The following is a 23,660-nucleotide window of genomic DNA, read 5'->3' as shown; positions in this document are numbered from 1 at the left end:
CGGGCCGGGGCGCCGTGCCCCGGCCCGCCGGTCACGCCGAGCCGCGCACCACCAGCCGCAGCACCTCGGCCGGGTCGGGCCTGGGTGGCGGGGGGCCGCCGTCGAGGGCCGCGGCGACGGCGGTGGCGATCGCCCGGGCCTGCACCCTCGCGTCCTGGGCCACGGTGGTCAGCGCCGGGTCGCTCAGCCGGGCGGCGGGGACGTCGTCGACGCCGACGACCGCGAGGTCGCCCGGCACGGTCAGCCCGCAGGCGCGTACGCCGGCCAGGACGGCCAGCGCGACCTCGTCGTTGTAGGCCGCCACGGCGGTGACCCCGGTGCCGCGCCAGGTACGGACGGCGTCGGTGGCCGAGCCGACGGTCAGGTCGACGTCCTGCACCACCGGGGCGGCCAGCCCGCGCCGCGCGCACTCGGCGCGGACCCCGCTCAGCCGCCGTTCGGCGAAGTCGGCCAGCCGGGGCTCGGCGGGTGCCGCCCAGCCGATCCCGACGTGCCCGGTGTCGGCCAGGTGCCGCACCTGCAGCTGCCCCACCCGGGTCTGCGGCACGGCGAACACCGCGTGCGGGTCGTCGTCGAGGGACGTGGTGAGCACCTGGATGCCGGCCCCGCGCATCGCGTCGGCGTCCTCGGCCCCGAAGTCGGTGAAGCCGACGACGGCGCGCGGGGTGACCGCCCGCCACAGCTCCGCGAGCGGGCGTGGTCCCCGGCCGTGGTGCACCAACACCGACAGCTGCCGGTCGGCCAGCTCCCGGGTGAGCTCGTCGAGGACGGTGTCCAGGACCGGGCCCACCGTCCAGTTCGGCAGCACGCAGAGCACCAGGTCGCTGCGGCCGCTGCGCAGCGTCCGGGCCGCGGCCGAGGGGGAGTAGCCCAGCCGGGCCGCCGCCGCCAGTACCCGTTCCCGGGTGTCCGCGGAGATCATCGCGCCGTGCTTGTCGTTGAGCACGTAGCTCACCGTCGTCCGGGAGACACCGCTCTCCCGGGCGACGTCGGCGCTGGTCACCCGTGGCACGTCCGTCCTCCCGCCCGCTGTGGTGCGGTGATCGTGCCGCACCGGTCGCGAGTGGAAGAGCATCGTCTCCCGTGACTGGAAGACCATCGTGTCCCGTGACTGGAAGAGCATCGTCTCCCGTGACTGGAAGAGCATCGTGTCCCGTGACGACGACGCCCGCCCCGGTCGGTGGACCGGGACGGGCGTCGTGGGTCAGGGGCCGGCCGGTGGGGGAGGGCGTCCGTCCACCGGCTGGAGTCACGTTCCGGCGCGGGAGAAGCGCTTCAGGCTGTCCAGCGCGATGGCGATGATGATCACCACGCCCTTGATGATCAGCTGGTAGAAGAACGGCACGTCCAGCAGGATCAGGCCGTTCGACAGCACCCCGATGATCACCGCGCCGACCAGCGTGCCGAGGATCCGGCCGCGGCCACCCGCCAGGGACGTGCCGCCGAGCACGACCGCGGCGATGGCGTCGAGCTCGTAGCCCTGGCCGGCGGTCGGCTGGGCGGACAGCACCCGCGCGGAGAAGATCAGGCCGGCGACCCCGGCGGCCGCGCCGGCGAGCATGTAGGCCGACAGCAGCACCCGCTTGACGTTGATCCCCGCCAGTCGGGCCGCCTCCATGTTGCCCCCGACGGCGTAGACGTGACGGCCGAACCGCGTCCGCTCCAGCAGGAACCAGAAGATCGCGTAGACGACGACCATCACGATCACCGGCTGCGGGATGCCGGCCACGCTGCCGTTGCCGATCCCGCGGAAGCCCAGGTCGCTGGCGACCAGGGGCTGACCGTCCAGCAGGGAGTAGGCCAGCCCGCGCAGGTACGTCATCGAGCCGAGGGTGACGATGAACGCGGGCAGGGCCAGCCAGGCGACGAACGCGCCGTTGAGCGCGCCGGCGACGGCACCGATGAGGATGCCGCCGAGCAGGGCCAGCGGCGTCGGCACCCCGTCGACCGCGAGCAGGACACTGCCCACCCCGGCCACCGCGAGGATCGACCCGACGGACAGGTCGATGCCTGCGGTGAGGATGACCACGGTCAGCCCGGCGGCCAGGATCGCGTTGATCGAGACCGACCGAGCCACGTTGATGGCGTTGTCGACGGAGAGGAAGTTCGGCGCGAGGGCGGCCATCAGCGCGATGAGGATGAGCAGCACCAAGAAGATGCCGACCCGGTCCCACCAGTAGGCGACGACGGACCCGCGTCGGACCGCTGCCGGCTCGGGCTTCGTGTCCGGGAGGGGGTTCTCCGGGGTGGTGTCGGTCATCGGGTTCATCGGGCAGTCCCAGCGGTCTCGGTCGTGGTGGCGCCGTCGTCGTAGACGCCGGTGGCGTGTTGCATGACGCGCTCCTCGTCGGCGTGGCGGGCGTCGAGGGTGGCGACGATCCGGCCGTTGCGCATGACCAGCAGCTCGTCGCTGATTCCCAGGGCCTCCGGCAGGTCCGAGGAGATGACCAGCACGGCGGCCCCGGTGCCGGCGATCTCGTTGATCAGGCGGTAGATCTCGCTCTTGGCGCCGATGTCCACCCCGCGGGTGGGCTCGTCGAGGATCAGCAGCTTGGGCTTCTGGAGGAGCAACCGCCCCAGCACCAGCTTCTGCTGGTTCCCGCCGGACAGCGCCCGAGACTCCAGCTTCAGCGCGTTGGACCGCACCTTGAGCTGGTCCATCACGCCGCGCACGGCCGTGAGCAGCGACCCGCTCCGGACGACGCCGGCGCTGCTGTGGTCCCGCAGGGTGGACATGCCGATGTTGTCCTTCACCGACAGGTCCAGGAACAGCGCCTGGTCCTTGCGGCTCTCCGGCAGCAGGCCGACCCCGGCCTTGATGCCGTCGATGGGGCTGTGCACGTCCAGCGGCTCGCCGTCCAGCGTCACCGCGCCCCCGGTGCGGCGGTCGGCGCCGTAGATCAACCGCGCCACCTCGGTGCGCCCGGCGCCGATCAGGCCCACCATCCCGACGACCTGGCCGCCGCGCACGTCGAAGCTGACCGGTCCGATGTCGCCGGGCCCGGTCAGGTCGCGGACGGCGAGTCGCACGTCCCCGGACTGGTGGGCGTTGCGCACGTAGAGGTCGTCGATGTCGCGGCCGACCATCATCTTCACGATGTCACCGGGCCCGACCTGTTCCGGCCCGTCCGCCCGCATGTCCCGGGTGCCGATGAGCTGCCCGTCGCGGAACACGGTGACCCGGTCGGCGAGCTCCCAGACCTCCTCCATGCGGTGGCTGATGTAGACCAGGCCCATGCCCCGCGAGCGCATCGACCGGATGAGCTCGAACAGCTGCTGGCTCTCGGTGCGGGACAACGCGGCCGTCGGCTCGTCGAGCACCAGGACCTTGGCGTTCTCCGCCACGGCGCGGGCGATCTCGACCATCTGCTGCATCCCGACGCTCAGCTGGCCGATCGGCCGGTTCGGGTCGATGTCCGCGCCGACCCGGGCGAGCTTCTCCCGGGCCTGCGCGACCATCGTCCTGCGGTCCAGCATCCCGAAGCGCAGCGGCTCGTTCCCGGTGGCCAGGTTCTCGGCCACCGTCATCTCCGGGATGGTGTTGAGCTCCTGGTGGATGATCGCCACCCCGGCGGCCATGGCGTCGCGGGGCGAGGCCATGGTCACCGGGGAGCCGGAGATCCTGATGGAGCCGGTGTCCGGCTGGTAGTTGCCCGAGATGATCTTCATCAGCGTCGACTTGCCGGCGCCGTTCTCGCCCATCAGGGCGTGCACCTCGCCCGCCCGGACGTCGAAGCTCACGTTCGACAGGGCCAGGGTGGCGCCGAAGCGCTTGCTGATGCCCTCCACCTCGAGCAGCGGAGCTGTTGACTCACTCACGAGAGTTCCTCCCACCAGCCGGTCGCCGTCACCAGCCTTCGTAGGAGCTCACGTTGTCCTTGGTGACGAGAGTCGGCTCCAGCAGGCTGACCCGCTCGGCCGGGGGGTTGCCGGCAACGATGTCCTTGCCGACCTCGAGCGCCTCCAGCGCCATGCCGCCCGGGTCCTGGGCGGCGCTGGCGACGAAGTTGGACGCCGGGTCCTCCAGTGCCTTCACGGCCTCGGGGGAGCCGTCGACACCGACGATCGTCACGCCGCTGCGGCCGGCCTGCGCGACGGCCAGGTCGGCGCCCAGCGCCTCGGGGTCGTTGATCGCGAAGATCCCCTGGACGTCCTGGTTGGCGGTCAGCATGTCGGTGGTCAGGGCGAGCCCGCTGGCGCGGTCGTTGTTGCCGGCCTGGCGGGCGACCACGGTGATCCCGGGGTTCTCGGCGAGGACCTCCTCGCAGCCCTTCACCCGGTCCTGGGGAGCCGTCGTGGGGGTGCCCTCGATCATGAAGATGTTGCCCTGGCCGCCGAGGGCGTCCACCAGCGCCTGGCAGGACTGCCGGCCGGCCTCGACGTTGTCGGTGGTGACGGCGGCGGCCGCACCCTCGGCGTCCACGTCGACGGCGACGACCGTGATGCCCGCGGCCTGGGCCCGGGCGACCGCGGAGGCGATCCCGGAGCTGTCGACGGCGTTGAGCAGGATGAGGTCCATCCCCTGCTGGATGAAGGCGTCGATCTGGTCGTTCTGTGCCGCGAGGTCCTGGCGCCCGTCCTGGACGTTCAGGTCGAAGCCCTGCTCCTCGGCAGCCGCCTCCATGCTGTCCTGCATCGATGCGAAGAACGGGTTGGAGATGTCCTGGAGCATCAGCCCCACCTGCTCCACCTCGCCGTCGCCGCCTCCGCCGCCGCTCCCGCCCGTGGCGGTGTCGCCGTTGCTGCAGCCGCTGAGTGCCACTGCGCCCAGGATGACGAGGGCGGTGGACGTGGTCCGGGCCCGAGAGATCGACTTCATCGTCTGTTCCTCCGTTGGATCGTGCTCGAGTTGCGCTGCGGGTCGAGGCCCCCGTGGCGTCCGGCTGGACGACGGGACCGTGGCCGGCCGCGCACGAAGATAGCTTTGCTCACGATGTCCCCCGTGGTCGGCGGCCACGGATGTCGCCGATCTGTGATGTGGGGCCCGTCGCCCCACCACCTCCACGAGGAGCCTGCATGCCGCTCACGCCGATCGCCCTGCCCGACAACCGACCTCCGGACCGCTTCTACGCAGGCGGCGAGAGGATCGCCGAGTTCCGTGGTCTGCCGTGGGCCGGCGGCAACCTGCCGGAGGACTGGGTGGGTTCCACGAACACCCTGCACGGGGAGCAGGCGCTGGGGCTGACGACGCTGCCCGACGGGCGCGTCCTGCGCGACGCGGTCCGGGCCGATCCCGTGGCCTGGCTCGGAGCGGCGCACGTGGCGCGCTTCGGCACCGACACGAAGCTGCTGACCAAGCTGCTCGACGCCGGCCAACGTCTGCCCGTGCACGTCCACCCGGACACCGAGTTCGCCGCCCAGCACCTCGGGCGGGCCCACGGCAAGACCGAGGCGTGGGTGATCCTGCGCGGGGGCAGCGTGCACCTCGGCTTCGCCCGGGCCCTGCCGCGCGCGGAGGTGCACCGGCTGGTGCGGGAGCAGGACGTCGAGCCGCTCCTCGCGTCGATGCACCGGATCGAGGTGGCTCCGGGCGACGCCGTCCTGGTGCCCGCCCGGATGCCCCACGCGATCGGCGAAGGCGTCTTCCTCGTCGAGGTCCAGGAGCCCGAGGACCTCTCCGTCCTGATGGAGTGGCGTGGTTTCGCCATCGACGGCGAGCGCGACGGTCACCTGGGGCTGGGCTTCGACCTCGCGCTGGAGGCCGCCGACCTGACCGCCTGCTCCGCCGTGCAGGTCGGTCAGCTGGTACGGCGTGCCGAGGGCAACGGGCCGGTCCTGCCCGACCAGGCCGCGGACTTCTTCCGGATCGACCGGATCGCTGCCGGTGCGGTGCTGGACGCCGGGTTCGGCGTCGTCGTCGTGACCGGCGGGACCGGCCGGCTGCGGGCCAGCAGCGGGCCACACACGATGCCGGTCAGCGCGGGACAGACGGTCCTGGTACCGCACGAGGCGGGAGAACTGGTCCTGGAGACCGACGGCGGTGACATCGAGGCGCTGTGGTGCCGGCCGCCGGCAGCGGGCTGACCGGGGACATCGGGGGTCGGGGGTCGCCATGCCGCGGGTGCGGCCCGCTCAGTCGTTGGGCAGCGCCGGGACTCGGGGCACCGCGGCGGTGACCACCGACCCGTCGCGGAGTCGGAACACCGGCAGCATGCTGTGCATCAGTGGCCCGATCGCGGCGGCGTACAGCACCGTCCCGACGCCGACGGTCCCGCCGAGCAGCCAGCCGATGCCCAGCACCAGCAGCTCGATCGTCGTCCGCACCACCCGCACCGAGTGGCCGCGGGCGGCGATGCCGGTGGTCAGCCCGTCGCGTGGCCCGGCACCGAGACCGGCGCCGATGTAGGCGCAGGTGGCCACCGCGTTGAGCAGCACCCCGGCCAGCAGCAGCGGGACCCGGACGGCGAGCGCCTCCGGTGCGGGCAGCAGCGCCAGGGTGGCGTTGATGGACAGCCCGATGAGGACGACGTTGCACACCGTGCCGAGCCCGGGCCGGCGGTGCAGCGGCACCCACAGCAGCAGCACCACCGCGCCGACGAGGATCGAGCCGGTGCCGACCTCGACGCCGAGCACGCCGGCCACCCCCTGGTCCAGCACACCCCAGGGCATCTGCCCGAGCCCGGCCCGCAGCATCATCGCGACGCTGATCCCGTAGAGGGCCAGGCCGCCCAGCAGCAGGGCCAGCCGGGCCGGTCGGCGGTCGGCGGGCACCGGGTCGATCAGTCGCATGAGGCCACCCTGGACGACTTGGCCCTGTCCGGGCAGGGCCAAGTCCCGGACAATGGCCCGGTGCACACCGAGCGGCTGGCCGACCTCCTGGGACCGTGGCTGGGCGGGGGCCGGGCCTACGCCGGCGTCGCCGCCGGGATCCGCGGTCTCGCGCTCGACGGCCGGCTGTCGGTGGGCGCCCGGGTGCCCTCGGAACGGCAGCTGGCTCAGGCGCTGGGGCTCAGCCGCACCACCGTGAGCGCCGCCTACGACCTGCTCCGGGGCGAGGGGTACCTGCACAGCGCGGCCGGTGCCGGGAGCCGGGTGACCCTCCCGTCGCCCGCCCCGGTCCGCCCGGACGCCGACCCGGGGGAGCCGGCCGTCGTCCGGGACCTCACCATCGCGGCCGCACCGGCCCCCGCCCAGCTGCTCGACGCCGTCGCCGGGGCCACCGCCGACCTGCGTCCGCTGCTGGCCGGTCACGGCCTGCACCCCTACGGCCTGCCTGCGCTGCGCACCGCGGTCGCCGGGCACCTGACCCGCCGGGGGCTGGCCACCGAGCCGGAGCAGGTGCTGGTCACCAACGGCGCGCTGGCGGGCTGGGACCTGCTGCTGCGCACCATCACCCGGCCGGGGCAGCGGGCACTGGTCGAGCAGCCCACCTACCCGGCAGCGCTGGACTGCCTCGCGGCCCACCACCTGCGGCCGGTCGCGCTGCCGGTGAGCACCGAGGGCTGGGAGCTGCCGGCCGCTGCGGCCGACGTCGCGCTGGTCACCCCGGACGGGCAGAACCCGACCGGCCTGCTCGCCGACGACGGCCAGCGTCGAGCGCTGCTGTCCGCGCTCGACGCCCCGGTGGTGGCCACGGACGAGACGTTCGCCGAGCTGGTGCTCGACGGCGCCCGGCCCACCGCGCTCGCCGCGCTCGACCGCCGGGTCGTGACGCTCGGCTCGATGAGCAAGGCGTACTGGTCGGGGCTGCGGGTGGGCTGGGTGCGCGCGGACCCGCCGCTGCTGGCCCGGCTGGCCCAGGCGCGCGGCACGACCGACCTCAGCAGCCCGGTGCTGGAGCAGCTGGTCGCCGCCCGGCTGCTCGCCGTCGCCGACGACGTGCTCGCCGACCGAGTCGCCTGGCTGACCGCCGCCCGAGACGCACTGCTCGCCGCGCTCGCTGCCCGGCTGCCGGACTGGCGCGTCGTCCGGCCGCGGGCCGGCTCGGTGCTCTGGGTGCAGCTGCCCGGGCAGAGCTCCACCCGGCTCGCCGCACACGCCCTCGACCTGGGCCTGCGGGTGACCCCGGGGCCGCGGTTCACCGTCGACGGCACCGCCGACCGGTGGCTGCGGCTGCCGCTGAGCGCGCCGCCGGAGCAGGTCGACGAGGTGGCCGCCGTGCTGCAGGCCGCCTGGGCGCGTACGGCGAGCGGGGCCGACAGCCGCCGCACCCCGTCCCGCTGGACCGCCTGAGGCCTGGCGCAGCGTGGATCAGGTCACCTGATCAGACGCTGTCCGCCCGCAGCAACGGTGGTGCGGGGGGACAGCTGGTGGTGCAGGGGGACGGCCGCTCAGAGGAGCTTCAGGGTGAGGGCGCGTCGGCCCTCGTCGCTGCGGGCGGTGGCCATCCGTTCGGCGCTCGGGGTGCCGTAGTCCGTCGTCCGCTGGCGGGCCGGCCGGCCGATCGCGGCGGCCATCGCCTCCAGCTCGGCGATCGTCTTCAGCGACCCGTTGCCCGAGCCGGCCATCCGGCTGATCGTCTCCTCCATCAGCGTGCCGCCGAGGTCGTTGGCCCCGCCGTTGAGCATCGCCTGGGTGCCGGTGTCGCCGAGCTTCACCCACGAGGTCTGGACGTTGTCGATCCGGCCGTGCAGCAGCAGCCGGGCGACGGCGTGCACCGCCCGGTTCTCCCGGTTCGTCGGCCCCGGCCGGGCCACGCCGGCCAGGTAGATCGGCGAGTTGTGGTGCACGAACGGGAGCAGCACGAACTCCCGGAACCCACCGGTCTCGTCCTGCAGGGCAGCCAGTGTGCGCAGGTGCGCGACCCAGTGGGCGGGGGTGTCGACGTGGCCGTACATCATCGTGGAGGTCGTCGGCAGGCCCACCTCGTGCGCCGTCTTCACGATCTCCAGCCAGGTCGCCGTCGGCAGCTTGCCCTTGGTGAGCACCCAGCGGACGTCGTCGTCCAGGATCTCCGCCGCGGTGCCGGGGAGGGAGTCGACGCCGGCCTCCTTCGCCGCGGCGAGGAAGTCGCGGAACGACAGCCCGGTGCGGGCGGCGCCGTTGACGACCTCCATCGGCGAGAACGCGTGCAGGTGGATGTCGGGACGGCGGGACTTCACCTCGCGCGCCAGGTCGAAGTAGGCGGTGCCGGGCAGGTCGGGGTGGATCCCGCCCTGCATGCAGATTTCGGTCGCCCCGCCGGCCCAGGCCTCGTCGACCCGGTCGCCGACCTGCTGCATCGACAGGGTGAAGGCGTCGGCGTCGGTGCGGCGCTGGGCGAACGCGCAGAACCGGCAGCCGGTGTAGCAGACGTTGGTGAAGTTGACGTTCCGGTTCACCACGTAGGTGACGTCGTCGCCGTTGACGTCCCGGCGGACGGCGTCGGCCAGCGCGCACAGGTGCTCGAGGTCGGTGCCGTCGGCGCCGAGCAGGGTCAGGTACTGGGAGTCGGAGAGCCCGGCCGGGTCCTGCTCCGCGTGCAGCAGCGCGGCCAGCACCTCGCGGTCGCCGACGGTCAGCGCGGTGGAGGAGCCGTCGCGGGCGGCGACGGTGGCCTCGCGCAGCTCCGACCAGTCGCCGTAGACGGCGTCGAAGTCGCTGCGCCGGTCGCCGGTGCGGCCCACGGTGTCGATCTCGGTGTGCAGGTCGACCCGGCCGGAGGAGGTCCAGGCCTCGTCCGGCTCCTGCCAGGGCAGGCCCACCGGGAGCCGGCCCTCCACCGCCAGTCCGTCGTCGCCGGCGAGCGCGGAGACGTGCGGCCGCACCCGGGGGTCCAGCCACGGCTCGGGCTGGGTGACGTAGCCGGGCTGGGCGGCCAGCCGCTCGCGCAGCGTGAACCCGGCCTCGGCGCTCAGCGCGGCGAGCTTGTCGATGTTCGGCCACGGCCGCTCGGGGTTGACGTGGTCCGGCGTCAGGGGCGAGACCCCGCCCCAGTCGTCGACCCCGGCGCGCAGCAGCAGGCCCAGCTCAGTGGAGTCGCTCAGGTTCGGCGGTGCCTGCACCCGGGCGGCCGGGCCGAGCATCAGCCGGCTGACCGCGACCGCGGCGACGTACTCCTGCAGGTTCAGGTCGTCGTGGGCGGCCATCGCGGTGCGGGGCTTGGCCCGGAAGTTCTGCACGATGACCTCTTGCACGTGCTGGTGCCGCCGGGCCGAGGCGCGGATCTCGGCGATCGCGTCGACCCGTTCCGCGTAGGTCTCGCCGATGCCCAGCAGCACGCCGGTGGTGAACGGGACGGCGGAGCGGCCGGCGTCCTCCAGCACCCGCAGCCGGACGGCGGGCTCCTTGTCCGGGCTGCCGAAGTGCGGGCCGCCCTTCTCCGACCAGAGCCGGGCCGCCGTCGTCTCCAGCATCATCCCCATCGAGGCGGCGACCGGCTTGAGACGCTGGATCTCCTCCCAGGACAGCACCCCGGGGTTGAGGTGCGGGAGCAGCCCGGTCTCCTCCAGCACCCGGATCGCCATCGCCCGCAGGTAGCCCAGCGTGGAGTCGAACCCGTGCGCCTCCAGCCACTCCGCGGCCACCGGCCAGCGCTCCTCCGGGCGGTCGCCCAGGGTGAACAGCGCCTCCTTGCACCCCAGCGCGGCCCCGGCCCGGGCGATGTCGAGCACCTCGTCCGGGGACAGGTAGGGCGCCTTGCCCTCCGCGCGCAGCTGGCCCGGCGTCGTCACGAACGTGCAGTAGTGGCAGCGGTCGCGGCACAGGTGGGTGAGCGGGATGAACACCTTGCGGCTGTAGGTGACCACCCCGGGGCGGCCGGCCGAGGCCAGGCCGGCGTCCCGTACCCGGGAGGCGGCGGTCAGCAGCCGGTCCAGCGGTTCACCCTCGCCCAGCCCGCGGGCGTGCAGCAGGGTCTCGGCCTCGGTGGCGTCCAGCGTCATTCCGCGCTCGGCGCGCACCAGGGCACGGCGGAGGGCGGAGTCGGACGGGGCGGGCAGGGCGGTGCTCATCGCCGACGACGCTAACCCCGTGGTGTGACCACCGCGTTCCGTGGCCTCCGCTCCGAGCAGTCGATGAGGTGGGTCGAGCCGCGTGAGCTGGGGTTGAGCCGCGTCGTGGCGCGGCTCAACCCCAGCTTGCCCGGGTCAACCCGGACGGCGGTCAACCCGGGCGGCGGAGGGGGGCGCCGACGCCGTCGGCCCAGCGGCCGCGGAGGCGCACCAGCGGGTCGCCGTCGCCGAGCACCGGGACGCCCTCCACCTGCAGCAGCACCACCACGTGGCTGCCGGCCTCCACCACCGAGGCGACCGTGCAGTCCAGCGCGGTGAGCGCCTCGTCCAGCACGATCGCGTCGCTGACCGGGGCGCGGTGCCAGGGCACCGACTCGAGCAGGTGCCGGGCGCTGGGCCGCCCGGCCGAGGCGAACCGGCTGGCGAGGATCGCCTGCCCGGTGTTCAGGACGTTCACCGCGCCGCTGCCGATGGCCTGCAGCACCTCGGCCGGGTACCCGTCGGCGGCCAGCCCCACGGCGACCAGCGGGGGGTCGGCGGAGACGCTCATCATCGAGGTGACCGTCGTTCCCACGTCGTCGATGTCGTCGCGCACGGTCAGCAGCACGACCCCGGCGGCGTACTGGCGCAGGGCGGCGGCGTGGTCGGCGGGATCGACAGGCACGGGGGTCAGTCGACCACAATGCCGAGGTGACCACTGCGGAGCAGACGTACGACGTCATCGTCCTGGGTGCCGGCTCGACGGGGGAGAACGTCGCCGACATCGCCACCCGCGGCGGGCTGAGCGTCGTCCTGGTGGAGAGCGAGCTGGTCGGCGGCGAGTGCTCCTACTGGGCGTGCATGCCCAGCAAGGCGTTGCTGCGGGGCAGCGAGGCGCTCGCCCAGGCCCGCGCCGTGTCCGGCGCCGCGGCGGCGGTGACCGGCGAGCAGGACGTCGCCGCCACCCTCGCCCGCCGGGACGGCTTCACCAGCCACTGGGACGACGCCGGCCAGGCGACGTGGGTCGAGGGCGCCGGCATCACGCTGGTGCGCGGGCACGGCCGGCTGGCGGGGGAGAAGCGGATCGTCGTGGCCCAGGAAGACGGCACGGAGCTGGTGCTCACCGCCCGGCATGCCATCGCCGTGTGCACCGGGTCCCGCGGCGCCGTCCCGCCGGTCGAGGGCCTGGCCGACGTGCAGCCGTGGACCCCGCGGGAGGCGACCAGCGCCAAGGAGGCACCCGGCCGGCTCCTCGTGCTCGGCGGCGGTTACGTGGGCAGCGAGATGGCCACCGCCTGGCAGCAGCTGGGCTCCTCGGTGACCCTGCTGCAGCGCGGGCACCGGCTGCTGCCGAACCTGGAACCGGCCGCCGGGGCGGCGGTCGAGGCGTCCCTGCGGGAGATGGGCGTCGACGTCCGGCTGGGCAGCGAGGTGCGCTCGGCTCGCCGGGAGGACGGCGGCGACGTGGTGCTCAGCACCGCCGACGGCGAGTTCCGCGGCGACGAGGTGCTGGTGGCCACCGGCCGCGCCGCCAACACCGACGAGGTCGGGCTGGAGACCGTCGGCCTGGAGCCGGGCGGGTACCTCGACGTCGACGAGTCGCTGCAGGTGCCCGGGCTCCCGTGGCTGTACGGCGTCGGCGACGTCAACGGCCGCCAGCAGCTGACCCACATGGGCAAGTACCAGGCCCGCCAGGCCGGCGCCGCGATCGTGGCCCGGGCCCGTGGCGAGCAGGTCGACCTGGCCGACTGGTCGCCGTTCGTGGCCACCGCCGACCGCCGGGCGACGCCGAGCGTGGTGTTCACCGAGCCCCAGGTGGGGTCGGTCGGGATGACCGCCGCCCAGGCGGCCGATGCCGGCGTCCCGCACCGGGTCGTGGAGTACGCGATCGGCGGCGTCGCCGGTGCCGCGCTCTTCGCCGACGGCTACTCCGGGACGGCGATCGCCGTGGTGGACACCGAGCGCGAGGTGCTGCTCGGGGTCACGTTCGTCGGCCCCGGGGTCGCCGAACTGCTGCACTCGGCGACGATCGCGGTGGTCGGTGAGGTGCCGATCAGCCGGCTGTGGCACGCCGTTCCGTCCTACCCGACGATCAGCGAGATCTGGCTGCGCCTGCTCGAGACCTACCGGGGCTGACGGGTGCACGACGGGAGCCGGATCGGCCTGGTGCTGCACCCGCACCGCGACTGCGTGGGCGCGGTGGCCCAGGTGCTGGCTTGGACCACGACGCACGGGGTGGAGCTGGTCGCCGCGGCAGCGGACGTCGAGCGGCTGCACCTGCGCGGCGTGACGCCGGTGGACGTCGCCGAGCTGGCCAGCAGCTGCGACGGGATCATCGCCCTCGGCGGTGACGGCACGCTGCTCGGCGCGATGCGGATGGTGGTCGCGGACCCCGTCCCGGTGCTGGGCGTCAACTTCGGCCGGCTGGGCTTCCTCACCGAGGTCGAGGGCCAGGAGCTGGACGGGGCGCTCACCGCGCTGGCCGAGGGCCGCTCGACGCTGGAGTCGCGCAGCTGCCTGGTGGTGCGGGGGCCGGGCTGGGAGACCGTGGCCTTCAACGACGTCGTCCTGGCCCGGGTGCCGGGGGAGGGCATGGTCGACGCGACCCTGTCGGTGGCCGGCCGCCGTTACGGCCACTACCGCAGCGATGCGCTGATCATCGCCACCCCGATGGGGTCGACGGCCTACAACTTCGCCGCCGGCGGTCCGGTGATGTCCCCGGGGGCGGCGGGCGTGCTCGTCACCCCGTCGGCGCCGCTGAACGGCATCGACCGCACCGTGGTGCTGGGGCCGCACGAGCCGTTGCACCTGGCGCTGCCGGAGACCGCCGGCCGCCCCGCCGTGGAGGTGGACGGCCTGGTCGTCGGTCGTCTGGGGCCGGGGGACGAGCTGCACGTGGAGGCCCGCGCAGACGCCGGGCTGCTGGTGCGGCTGGACGACTGGCTGGCCGCCGACCGCAGCCGGGTCAAGCTCTCCCTGCTGGACCTGCCGCTGCTGCCGGAGGAGCTGATGGAGCTGGTGCCCGAGGAGCTGCGCCGTCGGACACCGGGTGGGGTGCCGGCCCCGGGCACCGGCCCGGTCCGTGCCCCGCAGGGCGCCCGTGGTCCCGGCGGCCAGGTCGGCTGAACCGGGCCGGCCTCAGGGCAGCGGGAAAGGCTCGTCGGCCGGCGCGGGGAGGTCGCCGTCCACCGTGGCGGTGACCGTCATGCCCCGGAAGGCGGCCCGCCCGCCGAACAGCGAGAGGAAGGCGGTGTCCGCGGCGTCCCGGCCGGAGCAGATCCGGACGAGGGCGGAGGTCGGGGCGAGCCGGGTGGCGTCGACGGTGTGCCACACCCCGTCGACGTCGGCCTCGACGACCGCGTGGAAGTCCATCGGCGACAGGCCCGGGGCGTAGACGGCGACGAGCCGGGCGGGGACCTCCAGCGCGCGGAGCAGCGTGATCGTCAGGTGCGCGTAGTCGCGGCAGACGCCCTGGCCGAGCAGGAGGGTGTCGACCGCGGTGTCCACCGGGCGGCTGGACCCGGAGGTGTAGACCAGCCGGCGGTGCACCCAGGCAGCGACGGCAGCGACCAGCTCGGCCCGCGGCAGCGACCGGTCGAACTCGGTGCCGGCGTAGCCCTCCAGCTGGTCGGAGGGGCAGTAACGACTGGGCCGGACGAACTCCGCCCAGTCGGCCGGGGTCACCGGCCGCGGGGCGCCACCGGAGGAGACCTGCGCGCTGTAGCTGATCGTCGTCTCGCCGGCGAGCAGCTGCAGGCGGTGCACCCGTGCGCCGGGGACGGCGATCTCCTCGGCGGGCACGGGCCGGCCGTCGGTCAGCACGGTCAGCTGTTCCTCGGCAGGCGCAGCGACGACGACCTGCAGCAGCGCGGTCGCCGGTGCGGGAGAGGAGACGGTGAGCGAGCAGGCGACGTCGGTGCGCATGACCGCAGATCCTGGTCTGCACGTGTCACCGGCGGGTGTCCAGCGGATGTGGTCTCCGGCACGGGACCCCTCGCCGCGGCGGCGGGAGGGGCGTGGTGCAGTAGGGGACGTGCAACCGGGCAGTGATCGTCGGACGTGGCAGCGGTACATCGCGCTGGGGGACTCCTTCACCGAGGGCCTCAGCGACCCCGAGCCGGGGACGCCGGACTCGTTCCGGGGCTGGGCCGACCGGCTCGCCGAGCACCTGGCCGCGGCGTCGCCCTCCGGCAGCGTCGAGTACGCCAACCTCGCCGTCCGCGGCCGGCTGCTGCCGCAGGTGCTGGCCGAGCAGGTGCCGGTCGCGCTCGCCTCCCGGCCCGACCTGGTCAGCCTGGTCGCCGGCGGCAACGACCTGCTCCGACCCGGCGCCGACCCCGACCGGCTGGCCGCGGACCTGGAGGCCGCCGTCGTCTCCCTCCGCGAGGCCGGGGCCGACGTGCTGTTGGCCACCGGCGTGGACCCGCGGCAGACGCCGATCATCCGCCGCACCCGGGGCCGGGTCGCGGTGTTCAACACCCACCTGTGGTCGATCGCCGCGCGGCAGGGCGCGGTCGTGCTCGACCAGTGGGGCGCCGCCTGGGTCCAGGACGCCCGGATGTGGGACCCGGGTGACCGCATCCACCTGACCGCCGAGGGGCACCGGCGGACGGCGCTGGCCGCCGCAGCCGCACTCGGCGTCCCGGTGCGCGGTGACGGCACGGACTGGCGCACCCCGCTGGAGCCGGCACCGCCGCTGCCGGTGCGGCAGGTGGTCGGGCAGGAGCTCGCCTGGGTGCGCGGGTTCGTCCTGCCCTGGATCGGCCGCCGGTTGCGCGGTGAGTCCTCGGGCGACGGGCGCGCGGCGAAGCGACCCGAGGCGATCCCGTTGCGCGCCGCCCTCACCGCCGTGCACGACTCCTGACCCGGGGGCGGGCCGGTGGGCTCCTCGTCGGGAGCTCGACCGGCACCGCCCGGGTCAGCTGCGGCCGACCTCCGGGAGGTCGCCGGTGTCCAGCGAGCCCAGCCGCTCCTGGAAGGACTCCAGCCAGGGACGGAGCCCGGAGAGGTCGGTCGGGTCGGCGGTCAGCGCCCGGAGGTCACCGAGATCCGCCGGCTGCCGCGGCCCGGGGACACCGGGGGTGCCGGGGGCGCCGTTGGCGGCCAGCAGCGCGCGCAGCTCGAGGAGCTCGCTGGAGGGCCGGAAGACCCCCGGGTCGAAGGAGTCGCCCTGCTCCGCGCTCGCCTCGGCGTCGCCGGTGTCCGCCGGTGGCTCCGCCGCCTGTGGCGCTGCGGGCCCGGGCGTGGTGCCCGGCAGCTGGAAGGAGTCGAGCTGGGGGACGGCGGCGCTGGCCACGACCGGGCCGGGCCCCTCGAGGTCCTGCTCGGCGAGTGCGGCACCCAGGTCGAACCCGTGCCCGGACTCCGGCTCCTCGTCGTCCCGTCCGGACCACTCGTGCTCCGGCATGGCGGCGTCCGCACCGGCGGCAGGCCCGCTGTCCGGTTCGGCCGAGGGGGCGGTGGCCGGTTCGTCGAGGTCGTGCAGCCCGGTGGGCGCCGGGTACTGGTCGAGTTCGCGGGCCGGCAGCGGGGCGGGCCGGCCGAAGGCGTAGCCCTGTGCCATCGAGCAGCCGTGCTCGCGCAGCCAGGTGGCCTGCGCGACGTCCTCGATGCCCTCGGCGATCACCTGCAGGCCCATGCCCTGGCCCAGCTGGAGCAGGCCCTGCACCAGTGCCGCGGTGGCCGGCTGGGCCACGATGTCCGCGACGAAGGACCGGTCGATCTTCAGGGTGTGGATCGGCAGCCGGTGCAGCGCGGTGATCGCCGAGTAGCCGGTGCCGAAGTCGTCCAGCGCCAGGGTCACGCCGGTCTCGGTCACCGTGTCGACGGCGTGCAGCGTCGCGTCCGCGGCGAACAGGGCGGTCGACTCGGTGATCTCCAGCTCCAGCCGATCCGGGGCCAGCCCCGACTCGGCGAGGGCGTCGGCGACCAGCTCGCTGAAACCCGGCTCGGCCAGGTGCCGGGCGGAGATGTTCACGTGCACCCGCAGCGCGGGGTCCCAGCCGGCGGCGTCCCAGCAGGCCTGGTGCAGCACCCAGGCGCCCAGCCGGGAGGTGAGCCGGTTGTCCTCGGCGGCGGACAGGAACGCCCCCGGCGGCAGCAGCCCGCGGGTCGGGTGCTGCCAGCGGATGAGCGCCTCGTAGCCGAGCAGGTGCTCGTCGGAGAGCGCGACGATCGGTTGGTAGAACAGCCGCAGCTCACCGGCCTCCAGGGCGTGCCGCAGGTCGGTCTCCAGCTGGAGCTGGTCGACGTAGCCCTCGCTGAGCGCCCCGTCGTGCACCTCGACCCGCCCGCGGCCGCCGCTGGCCTTGGCCCGGGCGAGCGCCGTGTGCGCCTGGCGCAGCAGCGCCTCGGGCGTGAGGTCGGTGCCCAGGGTCATGCCGATGCTGGCCGAGAGGGTGACCTCCCGGTCGAGCACGTGGAACGGCTCGTCGAGCACGCCGAGCAGGCGGTCGGCCAGCGTGCGCAGCCCCTCGACGTCCTCGACGTCCTCCGCCAGGACGAGGAACTCGTCGGCCCCGAAGCGCACGGCGGTGTCCTCGACGCGGGTGCTCCAGCGCAGCCGGTCGGCGACCTGGCAGAGCAGCTGGTCACCGCCCTCGTGGCCGAGGGAGTCGTTCACGGCGGTGAAGCGGTCCAGGTCCAGGTGCAGCAGCCCGACCAGCGTCCCGCGCCGGCCGGACCCGGCCAGCGCCCGCTGCAGCCGCTCGGTGAGGGCCCGCCGGTTGGGCAGCCCGGTCAGCGGGTCGGTGAAGGTGCGGCGGACCAGGTCGTCCTCGACCCGGCGGCGGTCGGTGACGTCGACCAGGGTGAGGAGCACGAACTGCGGCTCGCCGTTGCTGCGGTGGATGAGCTCCTGGCTCTGCATCGCCCAGATGCTGCTGCCGTCCGCGCGGCGCAACCGGCGCTCGCCGACGACCTGCAGCTGGGGGTCCAGCAGCGGGGTGCCGGGCAGGTGCTCGGCCGCGCGGTCCTCCAGGGGGACGTCGTCGGGGTGGGTGAGCAGGTCCAGGTGCCGGCCGACGAGCTCACCGGACGTCCGTCCGGTCAGCTCGCACATCGCCGGGTTGACGACGAGCAGGCGCCCGCTGGGGTCGACGACGGCCTTGGCGACGGGTGCGGACAGGAAGAGGGCGCGGAAGAGCTGGCCGCGGTCGGCCAGCAGCACGTCGGCCGCGGCCAGTCGTCGCCCGGCAGTGCCGGCGGGCACGGGAGCGCCCGGCGACTCGGGGGCGGAGGAGGTCACCGCGACAGCGTCGCGCATCGAGCCCGCTCAACCGTGGAACCCGGCCGATCGAGATGTGTTCGTGCCGTCACGTTGGGTGATGGATGACCTCTCTCGTCACACCGCCCGCGGTGTGTCACACCCGACGCTCCGGAGCGGTGTGCGCCCTCGTCGTGCGGTGTCGGCGATCAGCAGGTCGAGACCACTGAGCCGGAGCAGCCGGTCGACGCAGCGGGGAGTGCCGGTGAGCCGGAGTTCCCGGCCCGAGTCCACGGCCAGCGCATGTGCGCTGGCCAGGCCTCGGAGCCCGCCGACGTCACACCAGGTGACCTCGGCGGTGTCGATCACCCAACAGGAGTGGCTGGTGGCAGCCAGGGCCTCCACCGCACCGGTCAGGTGGTGAGCGGAGTCCCGGTCCAGCTCGCCGCGCAAGACGATGGTGGCGTGCACCCAGTCGACCGAGACGACGAGCTCCTCGGACCCATCCGGTCCGGTGGTCTGCAGTGGTTCGGTGGTCATCAGCAGCGACATGGCGAGTCCCAACCGGGGCCCGGGAGTCGAGGTTCCGACGCGCACGGCCCCACCAGCGGGCGGTACGGCCGGTGGTTCGACCAGGCGCCCAACCGTACGCCCGTGCCGTCGATCATGCAGCCACCGTGATCCCCGGCGAGAAGGCGACGTGGCCGGCGAGGTCCCGGTCGACGCGGTCGACCGCCGACGGCTCGAGGTCCGGGGCAGCTCCCCGCACCGTCAGCGCCGGTGCCCTCGGGAACACTCCCGGGCCTGCCGGCGCTGGCCGCAGGGCAGACGACGAGAGGTGAGTGCAGTGGACAAGCGGATCGGTTTCCTGTCCTTCGGGCACTGGCAGCCCATCCCGGGCTCGCAGGTGCGGACCGGGCGGGACGCCCTGGTGCAGAGCGTCGAACTGGCGGTGGCCGCCGAGGAGCTGGGCCTGGACGGCGCTTACGTGCGAGTGCACCACTTCGCCCGACAGCTGGCCTCGCCCTTCCCGCTGCTGACCGCGATGGCGATGCGCACCAGCCGGATCGAGCTGGGCACCGGCGTCATCGACATGCGGTACGAGAACCCGCTGTACATGGCCGAGGAGGCCGCGGCCGCCGACCTGCTCAGCGCGGGCGACCCGCTCAGCGCGGGCCGCCTGCAGCTCGGCGTGAGCCGCGGATCGCCGGAGACGGCGCTGCGCGGCTCGGAGGCCTTCGGCTACGTGCCGGCCGACGGCGGCAGCGACGCAGATGTGGCCCGGGAGAAGACCGCGCTGTTCCTCGCCGCGATCAGCGGGGCCACCGTCGTGGACGCGGACCCGCGGATGACCGGCGGGGCGTCCGGGCGGCTCGCCGTCCAGCCGCAGTCCCCGGGCCTCCGGCAGCGGATCTGGTGGGGGTCGGGCACCCGGCAGACCGCGGTCTGGACCGCACAGCAGGGGATGAACCTGATGAGCTCGACGCTGCTGTCCGAGGACACCGGGGTGCCCTTCGACCAGCTGCAGGCCGAGCAGATCGCGCTGTACCGCGCGGCCTGGGCCGACGCCGGCTGGGCGCACGAGCCGCGGGTCTCGGTCAGCCGCAGCGTCCTGCCGATCACCACCGACACCGACCGGCAGTACTTCGGCTCGGGGCAGGGTGGCGACGACCAGGTCGGCCTCCTGGAGGGCGTGCGGGCCCGGTTCGGCAAGAGCTACGTCGGTGAGCCCGACCAGCTGGCCGAGGAGCTGGCCAAGGACGCCGCCGTCCGGGACGCCGACACGTTGCTGCTCACCGTGCCGAACATGCTCGGCGTCGAGTACAACGCCCACCTGCTGGAGACGGTGGTGCGGCACGTCGCGCCGGCGATCGGCTGGGTGGCACCGGGGGAGCGCCGCGCCGCCTGAGCGGCGGTCAGTCGGTCGTCATGGCCCCGGTGCTGGTCAGCTCCTCGGCCACGTCGAGCAGTTTGCGGTTGGTGTGCGACGACGCCCGCACCAGCAGCTCGAAGGCCTGCGCGGCGGTCAGCCGGTGCCGCTCCATCAGGATGCCCTTGGCCTGGCCGATCAGGTCGCGGCTGTCCATGGCGGAACGCAGGTTCGACTCCTGCCGGGCTGCGGACAGCGCGATGGCGGCGTGCGAGGCGAAGATCTGCCCCACGGACTCCGAGTCGGCGTCGAAGGAGTGGGACTCCTGGGCGTAGAGGTTCAGGGCACCCAGGTTGTCGCCCTCGGTGAACAGCTGGAAGCTCAGCATGCTGCCGGCTCCCCGCCGGGAGGCCTCGGCGGCGAAGCGGGGCCAGCGGGACTCGCTGGCGAGGTCGTCGACCCGGACGGTCTGCTCCTCGCGGAGGGCGTCCAGGCAGGGCCCCTCGTCGAACTCGGCCTGCAGGGCGTCGATCTGCTGGGCCTGCTCGCTGGTGGCGGCCTGCGGCTCGACCCGGCGGCGGACGACCAGGCTGACGCTGGCCATGTCCGCGCCAGGCACCGTGTCGACCGCCGCGTTGGTGATCGACTCGAGCGTGCGGCCCACGTCGCCGTGCTCCTCCTGGAGCGTGCGGGCGATCCGGCCCATCACGTCCCCGAGGCCGTCGGGCATCCGACCGTGGTGATCCGAGTCGGCACCGGTTGGAATTTGGGCTGCGGACATGTCGGCAGCGTAGGCCGCTGGCAGGTCGTCCGAGCTCCGCACCGTCTCGTCGCCGGCAGCGCACCGGGGACGCCGGCGGACCTGCATGTCCGGTTGTCGCACGCGGCTGTTCGGGACGAGCCGGGTACCGGCGACGCCCTCACTCGCGAAGGCGACAGCCCTTGCCCCGCACCGTCGTCGCACCGGTTCGCGGGCGTGGCCACCTGCTCACCGGGCGGGTGCCCGGTCACCGCCCGGACGTCGGGTCGTCGCGGTGACGGGGCGTCCGCACCGGGGCGCGTGCCGGTCTGACCTGCTCGGCGGCCAGTGCCCCGGGACCCAGTCGCCGCGGGGTGGCGTCACCGAGAGCTCTTGACCTGTGCCGTGTGCGTCAAGGTGATCAGCAGCAGACCACCGGCGAGGTTGCCCACCGTGGCCAGCCCGACGTTGCGGAGCAGGTCGACGTAGGTGACCGCATCGGACAACCAGACGCCGAAGAGGATCTGCAGGCCCGAGACGGCGGCGTGGTCGAAGGGGCCGAGGGCGAGGAAGAAGCCCACCATCGCGCTGACCAGGATGCGGGCGCTGACCGAGTTGACCGCCTTGAGCATGTAGGAGAGGAGGGTCACCAGCGCCCCGGCGAGGACGGCCCGGGCGAGGGTCGGGGCCCAGCCGAGCGCCGCGGTGCCCTCGGCGAGGTGCACCAGCACCTGATCGGCATCGCCGGGCAGGGCGCCCTCGACCGTCATGACCCCGACCAGCACCGCGCCGCCGATGAGGTTGAGCAGCAGGATGGTGCCCCACAGCCGCACCATGCGGACCCAGACCCGCACGCCGCCTTCCTCGATCGCGGCCGCCACCGGGTCGAAGAAGTTCTCGCTGAACAGCTCGGTCCGCCCGACGATGAGGAAGACGACCCCGAACGAGAAACCGATGGCGCCCACCACCTCGGCGGGCCGCTCGCCCATCGCCGAGTCCAGCAACGCCACGATCACGCCCAGGGCCACGATCCCGAAGACGATCGTGACGCCCGCGATGAAGCCGGTGCTCACCTGTTCCAGTGGCGGCATGTAGAGCCGCCGGTGCCCCTCCTTGCGCGCGCGGGCGTAGATCTCGTCGGGATCCGGTGCCACAGCCATGGCACCTGAGCTACCACCGATCCGGTGATGGGACACCCGGTCCTGCTGTCGTTCGCGTGACGGAGCCGGGGTGCCGGAGTCGTCGGCGGTGCGCAGGAGGAGCACCGACCCCTCACCGGGAGGAGCCAGCCGTGCCCGCAGGACGAGTTGTCGGAGACCGGGCGACAGCGGCGGTGACGCCGCCCATGGAGGAGACCAACGAGGCCGGACCCGACCAGTTGGCCACCGCCAGGCAGCAGGGGACGCCCACGCGCCGCACTGCAGGCGATGCTGGAGGAGGACGGCGCAGCCGTCAGCGCAGCGGGCAACGTCGTCGTCGCCCCGGTCGACGAGCAGACCGAGGCAGGTACGCCCCAGACGGGGACGGCGGCCTGGTCTGGCGCGAGGCGCCGGAAGCGGCCGACGCCCACCTCGAGGTGGTCGTGGCCGACCTCGCCGACGGCCGGTTCGTCCCGGGTCGCGAGCCGAGCCACGCCGCCCGATCCCGCGGCCCCGAGACGTCCTGCGCAGGCTGACCGCCCGACGGGGCCCGCGCCGGGCCCTCGGGCGTCGCGGTCCGTGACGACGTTCCTTGCGGATTCGTGACGACGGCAGCGATCCGGGATTGGGGCTGCCGGAGGCCGGGCATGTCGGCCGGGCGCACATCCGACGTCGGCCATGGCCGACCGACCCGAGGAGAACGATGACCAGCATCTCACTGCCTGCACGCCGCAACCGGTGGCGCTCCGCCGCCGCCGGCGTCGCCATCGCCGCCGCGTCGTTCACCATGACCGCTTGCGGAAGTGAGGACGAGGGCGTCGAGGACACCGGCGTGGTCGAGGAGGGTGACGTCCTCGAAGAGGAGGAGGACGAGTAGGACTCGTCCGGTCGCGACAGCTGGGTCGGTCGGTGGGGCTGCGAGGTCTGCGCCCCACCGACCGACTGCGTTCCGGCGGCTGAACGGGCTCGGGGGCTCGTGCAGCCGGTCGCCCGACCCGGTCCCCGGACTCCGACCGCAACCGCGGGACCACCTGATGCCGGCGAGGGAGCGCGATGCCACCGCAGACCGAGACCCGCCGCCTGGCCCAGGGGTTCGGCCGTGCGGTCGGCGGGGCTCTGCTGTTCGCCCTGCCCGTGCTGATGACGATGGAGGTGTGGCGGCTCAGCCTGAGCATCGACCGCCACCGGCTCCTCGTCCTCACCGTCGGGACGGTCCTGCTGGTGGTCGGCCTCGCCCGTCGCCTCGGCATCGCCGGGGGCGGTTGGCGGGCCGCTTCGGTGGACGCGGGCGTGGCGTTCCTCGCCGCGGCCGTTGCCGCCGCGGTCGTCCTGACCACACTGGGCGTCCTGGACTGGCTCCGGGACTGGCGAGACGCGACGTCGATCCTCGGACTCGCCCTGCTGCCGGCCGCGGTCGGCGCCTCGTACGCCCGGGCCCAGCTCGGCGAGGGCGGATCCTCCCCGGCCAGGTCCGGGTACGGCCACGAGGTCTTCCTCATGGCGGCCGGTGCGGTCGTGTTCGCGGCCAGTCTGGCGCCGACGGAGGAGATCGTCCTGCTGGCGGCCACGATGACCCCCTGGCACACGCTGGCCCTCGTCGGCACCACCCTCGCGCTGATGCACGCGTTCGTCTACCAGGTCGGCTTCGGTGGGCAGGAGCACGACGACGGCCCGATCCGGGCCTTCGTGGGCTTCACCCTGGTCGGCTACGCGGTGGCGCTGTGCCTCTCGGCCTACCTCCTGTGGGCACTCGGCCGCTTCGACGACACCGGCCTGGTCATGGTGGTCACCGAGACGGTCGTGCTCGCTCTCCCCGCTGGCCTGGGTGCCGCGGTGGCCCGGCTCATCCTGTGACGAG

At 74.0% G+C, this 23,660-nt stretch carries 20 protein-coding genes; 8 read left to right on the top strand and 12 right to left on the bottom strand.

Annotation, left to right across the window (positions count from 1 at the left end; genetic code table 11):
• Positions 1-31: 31 nt before the first annotated feature.
• The 4 genes from O2W20_RS15290 to O2W20_RS15275 all read right to left on the bottom strand — a co-directional run bounded on the left by O2W20_RS15290 (position 32) and on the right by O2W20_RS15275 (position 4,819).
• Complete coding sequence (locus O2W20_RS15290) at positions 32-1,012, bottom strand: LacI family DNA-binding transcriptional regulator (RefSeq protein ID WP_269185512.1); 981 nt, start codon at positions 1,010-1,012, stop codon at positions 32-34.
• Positions 1,013-1,249: 237 nt separating this feature from the next.
• Positions 1,250-2,260: an ABC transporter permease subunit gene (locus O2W20_RS15285; RefSeq protein WP_269171325.1), complete on the bottom strand. Its 1,011-nt coding sequence runs from the start codon at positions 2,258-2,260 to the stop codon at positions 1,250-1,252.
• Positions 2,261-2,265: 5 nt separating this feature from the next.
• The gene (locus O2W20_RS15280) at positions 2,266-3,819 is read right to left on the bottom strand and encodes a sugar ABC transporter ATP-binding protein (protein WP_269171326.1); all 1,554 of its coding nucleotides are present in this window, start codon (positions 3,817-3,819) and stop codon (positions 2,266-2,268) included.
• Positions 3,820-3,847: 28 nt separating this feature from the next.
• Complete coding sequence (locus tag O2W20_RS15275) at positions 3,848-4,819, bottom strand: ABC transporter substrate-binding protein (protein ID WP_269171327.1); 972 nt, start codon at positions 4,817-4,819, stop codon at positions 3,848-3,850.
• Positions 4,820-5,016: 197 nt separating this feature from the next.
• On the opposite strand from O2W20_RS15275, the gene O2W20_RS15270 reads away from it, so the two are divergent.
• Positions 5,017-6,024: a class I mannose-6-phosphate isomerase gene (locus O2W20_RS15270; RefSeq protein ID WP_269171328.1), complete on the top strand. Its 1,008-nt coding sequence runs from the start codon at positions 5,017-5,019 to the stop codon at positions 6,022-6,024.
• Between the two features lie 48 nt (positions 6,025-6,072).
• Here O2W20_RS15270 and yczE read toward each other — a convergent pair whose 3' ends face one another.
• Entirely contained in the window at positions 6,073-6,729 is a 657-nt protein-coding gene (yczE, locus tag O2W20_RS15265) for a membrane protein YczE (RefSeq protein ID WP_269171329.1), read from the bottom strand.
• 60 nt (positions 6,730-6,789) lie between these two features.
• Between yczE and yczR the strand changes: the two genes are divergently transcribed.
• Positions 6,790-8,172: an aminotransferase-like domain-containing protein gene (gene yczR, locus O2W20_RS15260; protein WP_269171330.1), complete on the top strand. Its 1,383-nt coding sequence runs from the start codon at positions 6,790-6,792 to the stop codon at positions 8,170-8,172.
• A 98-nt stretch (positions 8,173-8,270) separates the two neighbouring features.
• Here yczR and O2W20_RS15255 read toward each other — a convergent pair whose 3' ends face one another.
• Positions 8,271-10,871 carry a bifunctional FO biosynthesis protein CofGH gene (locus O2W20_RS15255; protein ID WP_269171331.1) on the bottom strand — a complete coding sequence of 867 codons (2,601 nt, stop codon included), beginning with the start codon at positions 10,869-10,871 and terminating at the stop codon, positions 8,271-8,273.
• Between the two features lie 151 nt (positions 10,872-11,022).
• Complete coding sequence (locus O2W20_RS15250) at positions 11,023-11,535, bottom strand: flavin reductase family protein (protein WP_269171332.1); 513 nt, start codon at positions 11,533-11,535, stop codon at positions 11,023-11,025.
• A gap of 26 nt (positions 11,536-11,561) precedes the next feature.
• Between O2W20_RS15250 and O2W20_RS15245 the strand changes: the two genes are divergently transcribed.
• Both O2W20_RS15245 and O2W20_RS15240 read left to right on the top strand, forming a co-directional pair.
• Entirely contained in the window at positions 11,562-12,986 is a 1,425-nt protein-coding gene (locus O2W20_RS15245; protein WP_269171333.1) for a dihydrolipoyl dehydrogenase family protein, read from the top strand.
• A gap of 3 nt (positions 12,987-12,989) precedes the next feature.
• Positions 12,990-13,976: an NAD(+)/NADH kinase gene (locus O2W20_RS15240; RefSeq protein WP_269171334.1), complete on the top strand. Its 987-nt coding sequence runs from the start codon at positions 12,990-12,992 to the stop codon at positions 13,974-13,976.
• Positions 13,977-13,988: 12 nt separating this feature from the next.
• On the opposite strand, the gene O2W20_RS15235 is transcribed toward O2W20_RS15240, so the two are convergent.
• Positions 13,989-14,774: a transglutaminase-like domain-containing protein gene (locus tag O2W20_RS15235; protein WP_269171335.1), complete on the bottom strand. Its 786-nt coding sequence runs from the start codon at positions 14,772-14,774 to the stop codon at positions 13,989-13,991.
• Between the two features lie 109 nt (positions 14,775-14,883).
• Between O2W20_RS15235 and O2W20_RS15230 the strand changes: the two genes are divergently transcribed.
• Positions 14,884-15,714: an SGNH/GDSL hydrolase family protein gene (locus O2W20_RS15230; protein WP_269171336.1), complete on the top strand. Its 831-nt coding sequence runs from the start codon at positions 14,884-14,886 to the stop codon at positions 15,712-15,714.
• Positions 15,715-15,768: 54 nt separating this feature from the next.
• Here O2W20_RS15230 and O2W20_RS15225 read toward each other — a convergent pair whose 3' ends face one another.
• Complete coding sequence (locus O2W20_RS15225) at positions 15,769-18,096, bottom strand: putative bifunctional diguanylate cyclase/phosphodiesterase (protein ID WP_269171337.1); 2,328 nt, start codon at positions 18,094-18,096, stop codon at positions 15,769-15,771.
• Positions 18,097-18,192: 96 nt separating this feature from the next.
• Complete coding sequence (locus O2W20_RS15220; protein WP_269171338.1) at positions 18,193-18,594, bottom strand: STAS domain-containing protein; 402 nt, start codon at positions 18,592-18,594, stop codon at positions 18,193-18,195.
• 298 nt (positions 18,595-18,892) lie between these two features.
• Here O2W20_RS15220 and O2W20_RS15215 point away from each other — a divergent pair, with 298 nt between their 5' ends.
• A complete protein-coding gene (locus O2W20_RS15215; protein WP_269171339.1) occupies positions 18,893-19,963 on the top strand; it encodes an LLM class flavin-dependent oxidoreductase in 1,071 nt (356 codons plus the stop codon).
• A 7-nt stretch (positions 19,964-19,970) separates the two neighbouring features.
• Here the strand turns inward: O2W20_RS15215 and O2W20_RS15210 are convergent, their stop codons facing one another.
• Positions 19,971-20,654, bottom strand: a complete 684-nt coding sequence (locus O2W20_RS15210; protein ID WP_269171340.1) for a GAF and ANTAR domain-containing protein — start codon at positions 20,652-20,654, stop codon at positions 19,971-19,973.
• A 389-nt stretch (positions 20,655-21,043) separates the two neighbouring features.
• The gene (locus O2W20_RS15205) at positions 21,044-21,823 is read right to left on the bottom strand and encodes a formate/nitrite transporter family protein (protein WP_269171341.1); all 780 of its coding nucleotides are present in this window, start codon (positions 21,821-21,823) and stop codon (positions 21,044-21,046) included.
• A 682-nt stretch (positions 21,824-22,505) separates the two neighbouring features.
• Here O2W20_RS15205 and O2W20_RS15200 point away from each other — a divergent pair.
• Together O2W20_RS15200 and O2W20_RS15195 are read left to right on the top strand one after the other, a co-directional pair.
• A complete protein-coding gene (locus O2W20_RS15200; RefSeq protein ID WP_269171342.1) occupies positions 22,506-22,679 on the top strand; it encodes a hypothetical protein in 174 nt (57 codons plus the stop codon).
• 176 nt (positions 22,680-22,855) lie between these two features.
• Entirely contained in the window at positions 22,856-23,656 is an 801-nt protein-coding gene (locus O2W20_RS15195; RefSeq protein ID WP_269171343.1) for a TIGR02587 family membrane protein, read from the top strand.
• Positions 23,657-23,660 lie beyond the last annotated feature (4 nt).

This window comes from Modestobacter sp. VKM Ac-2982 (assembly GCF_026967935.1).
In the GTDB taxonomy this organism is placed as follows: Bacteria; Actinomycetota; Actinomycetes; order Mycobacteriales; family Geodermatophilaceae; genus Modestobacter.
The sequence above is the reverse complement of the archived record's forward strand: the minus strand, read 5'-3'. Positions and strand labels throughout refer to the sequence as shown.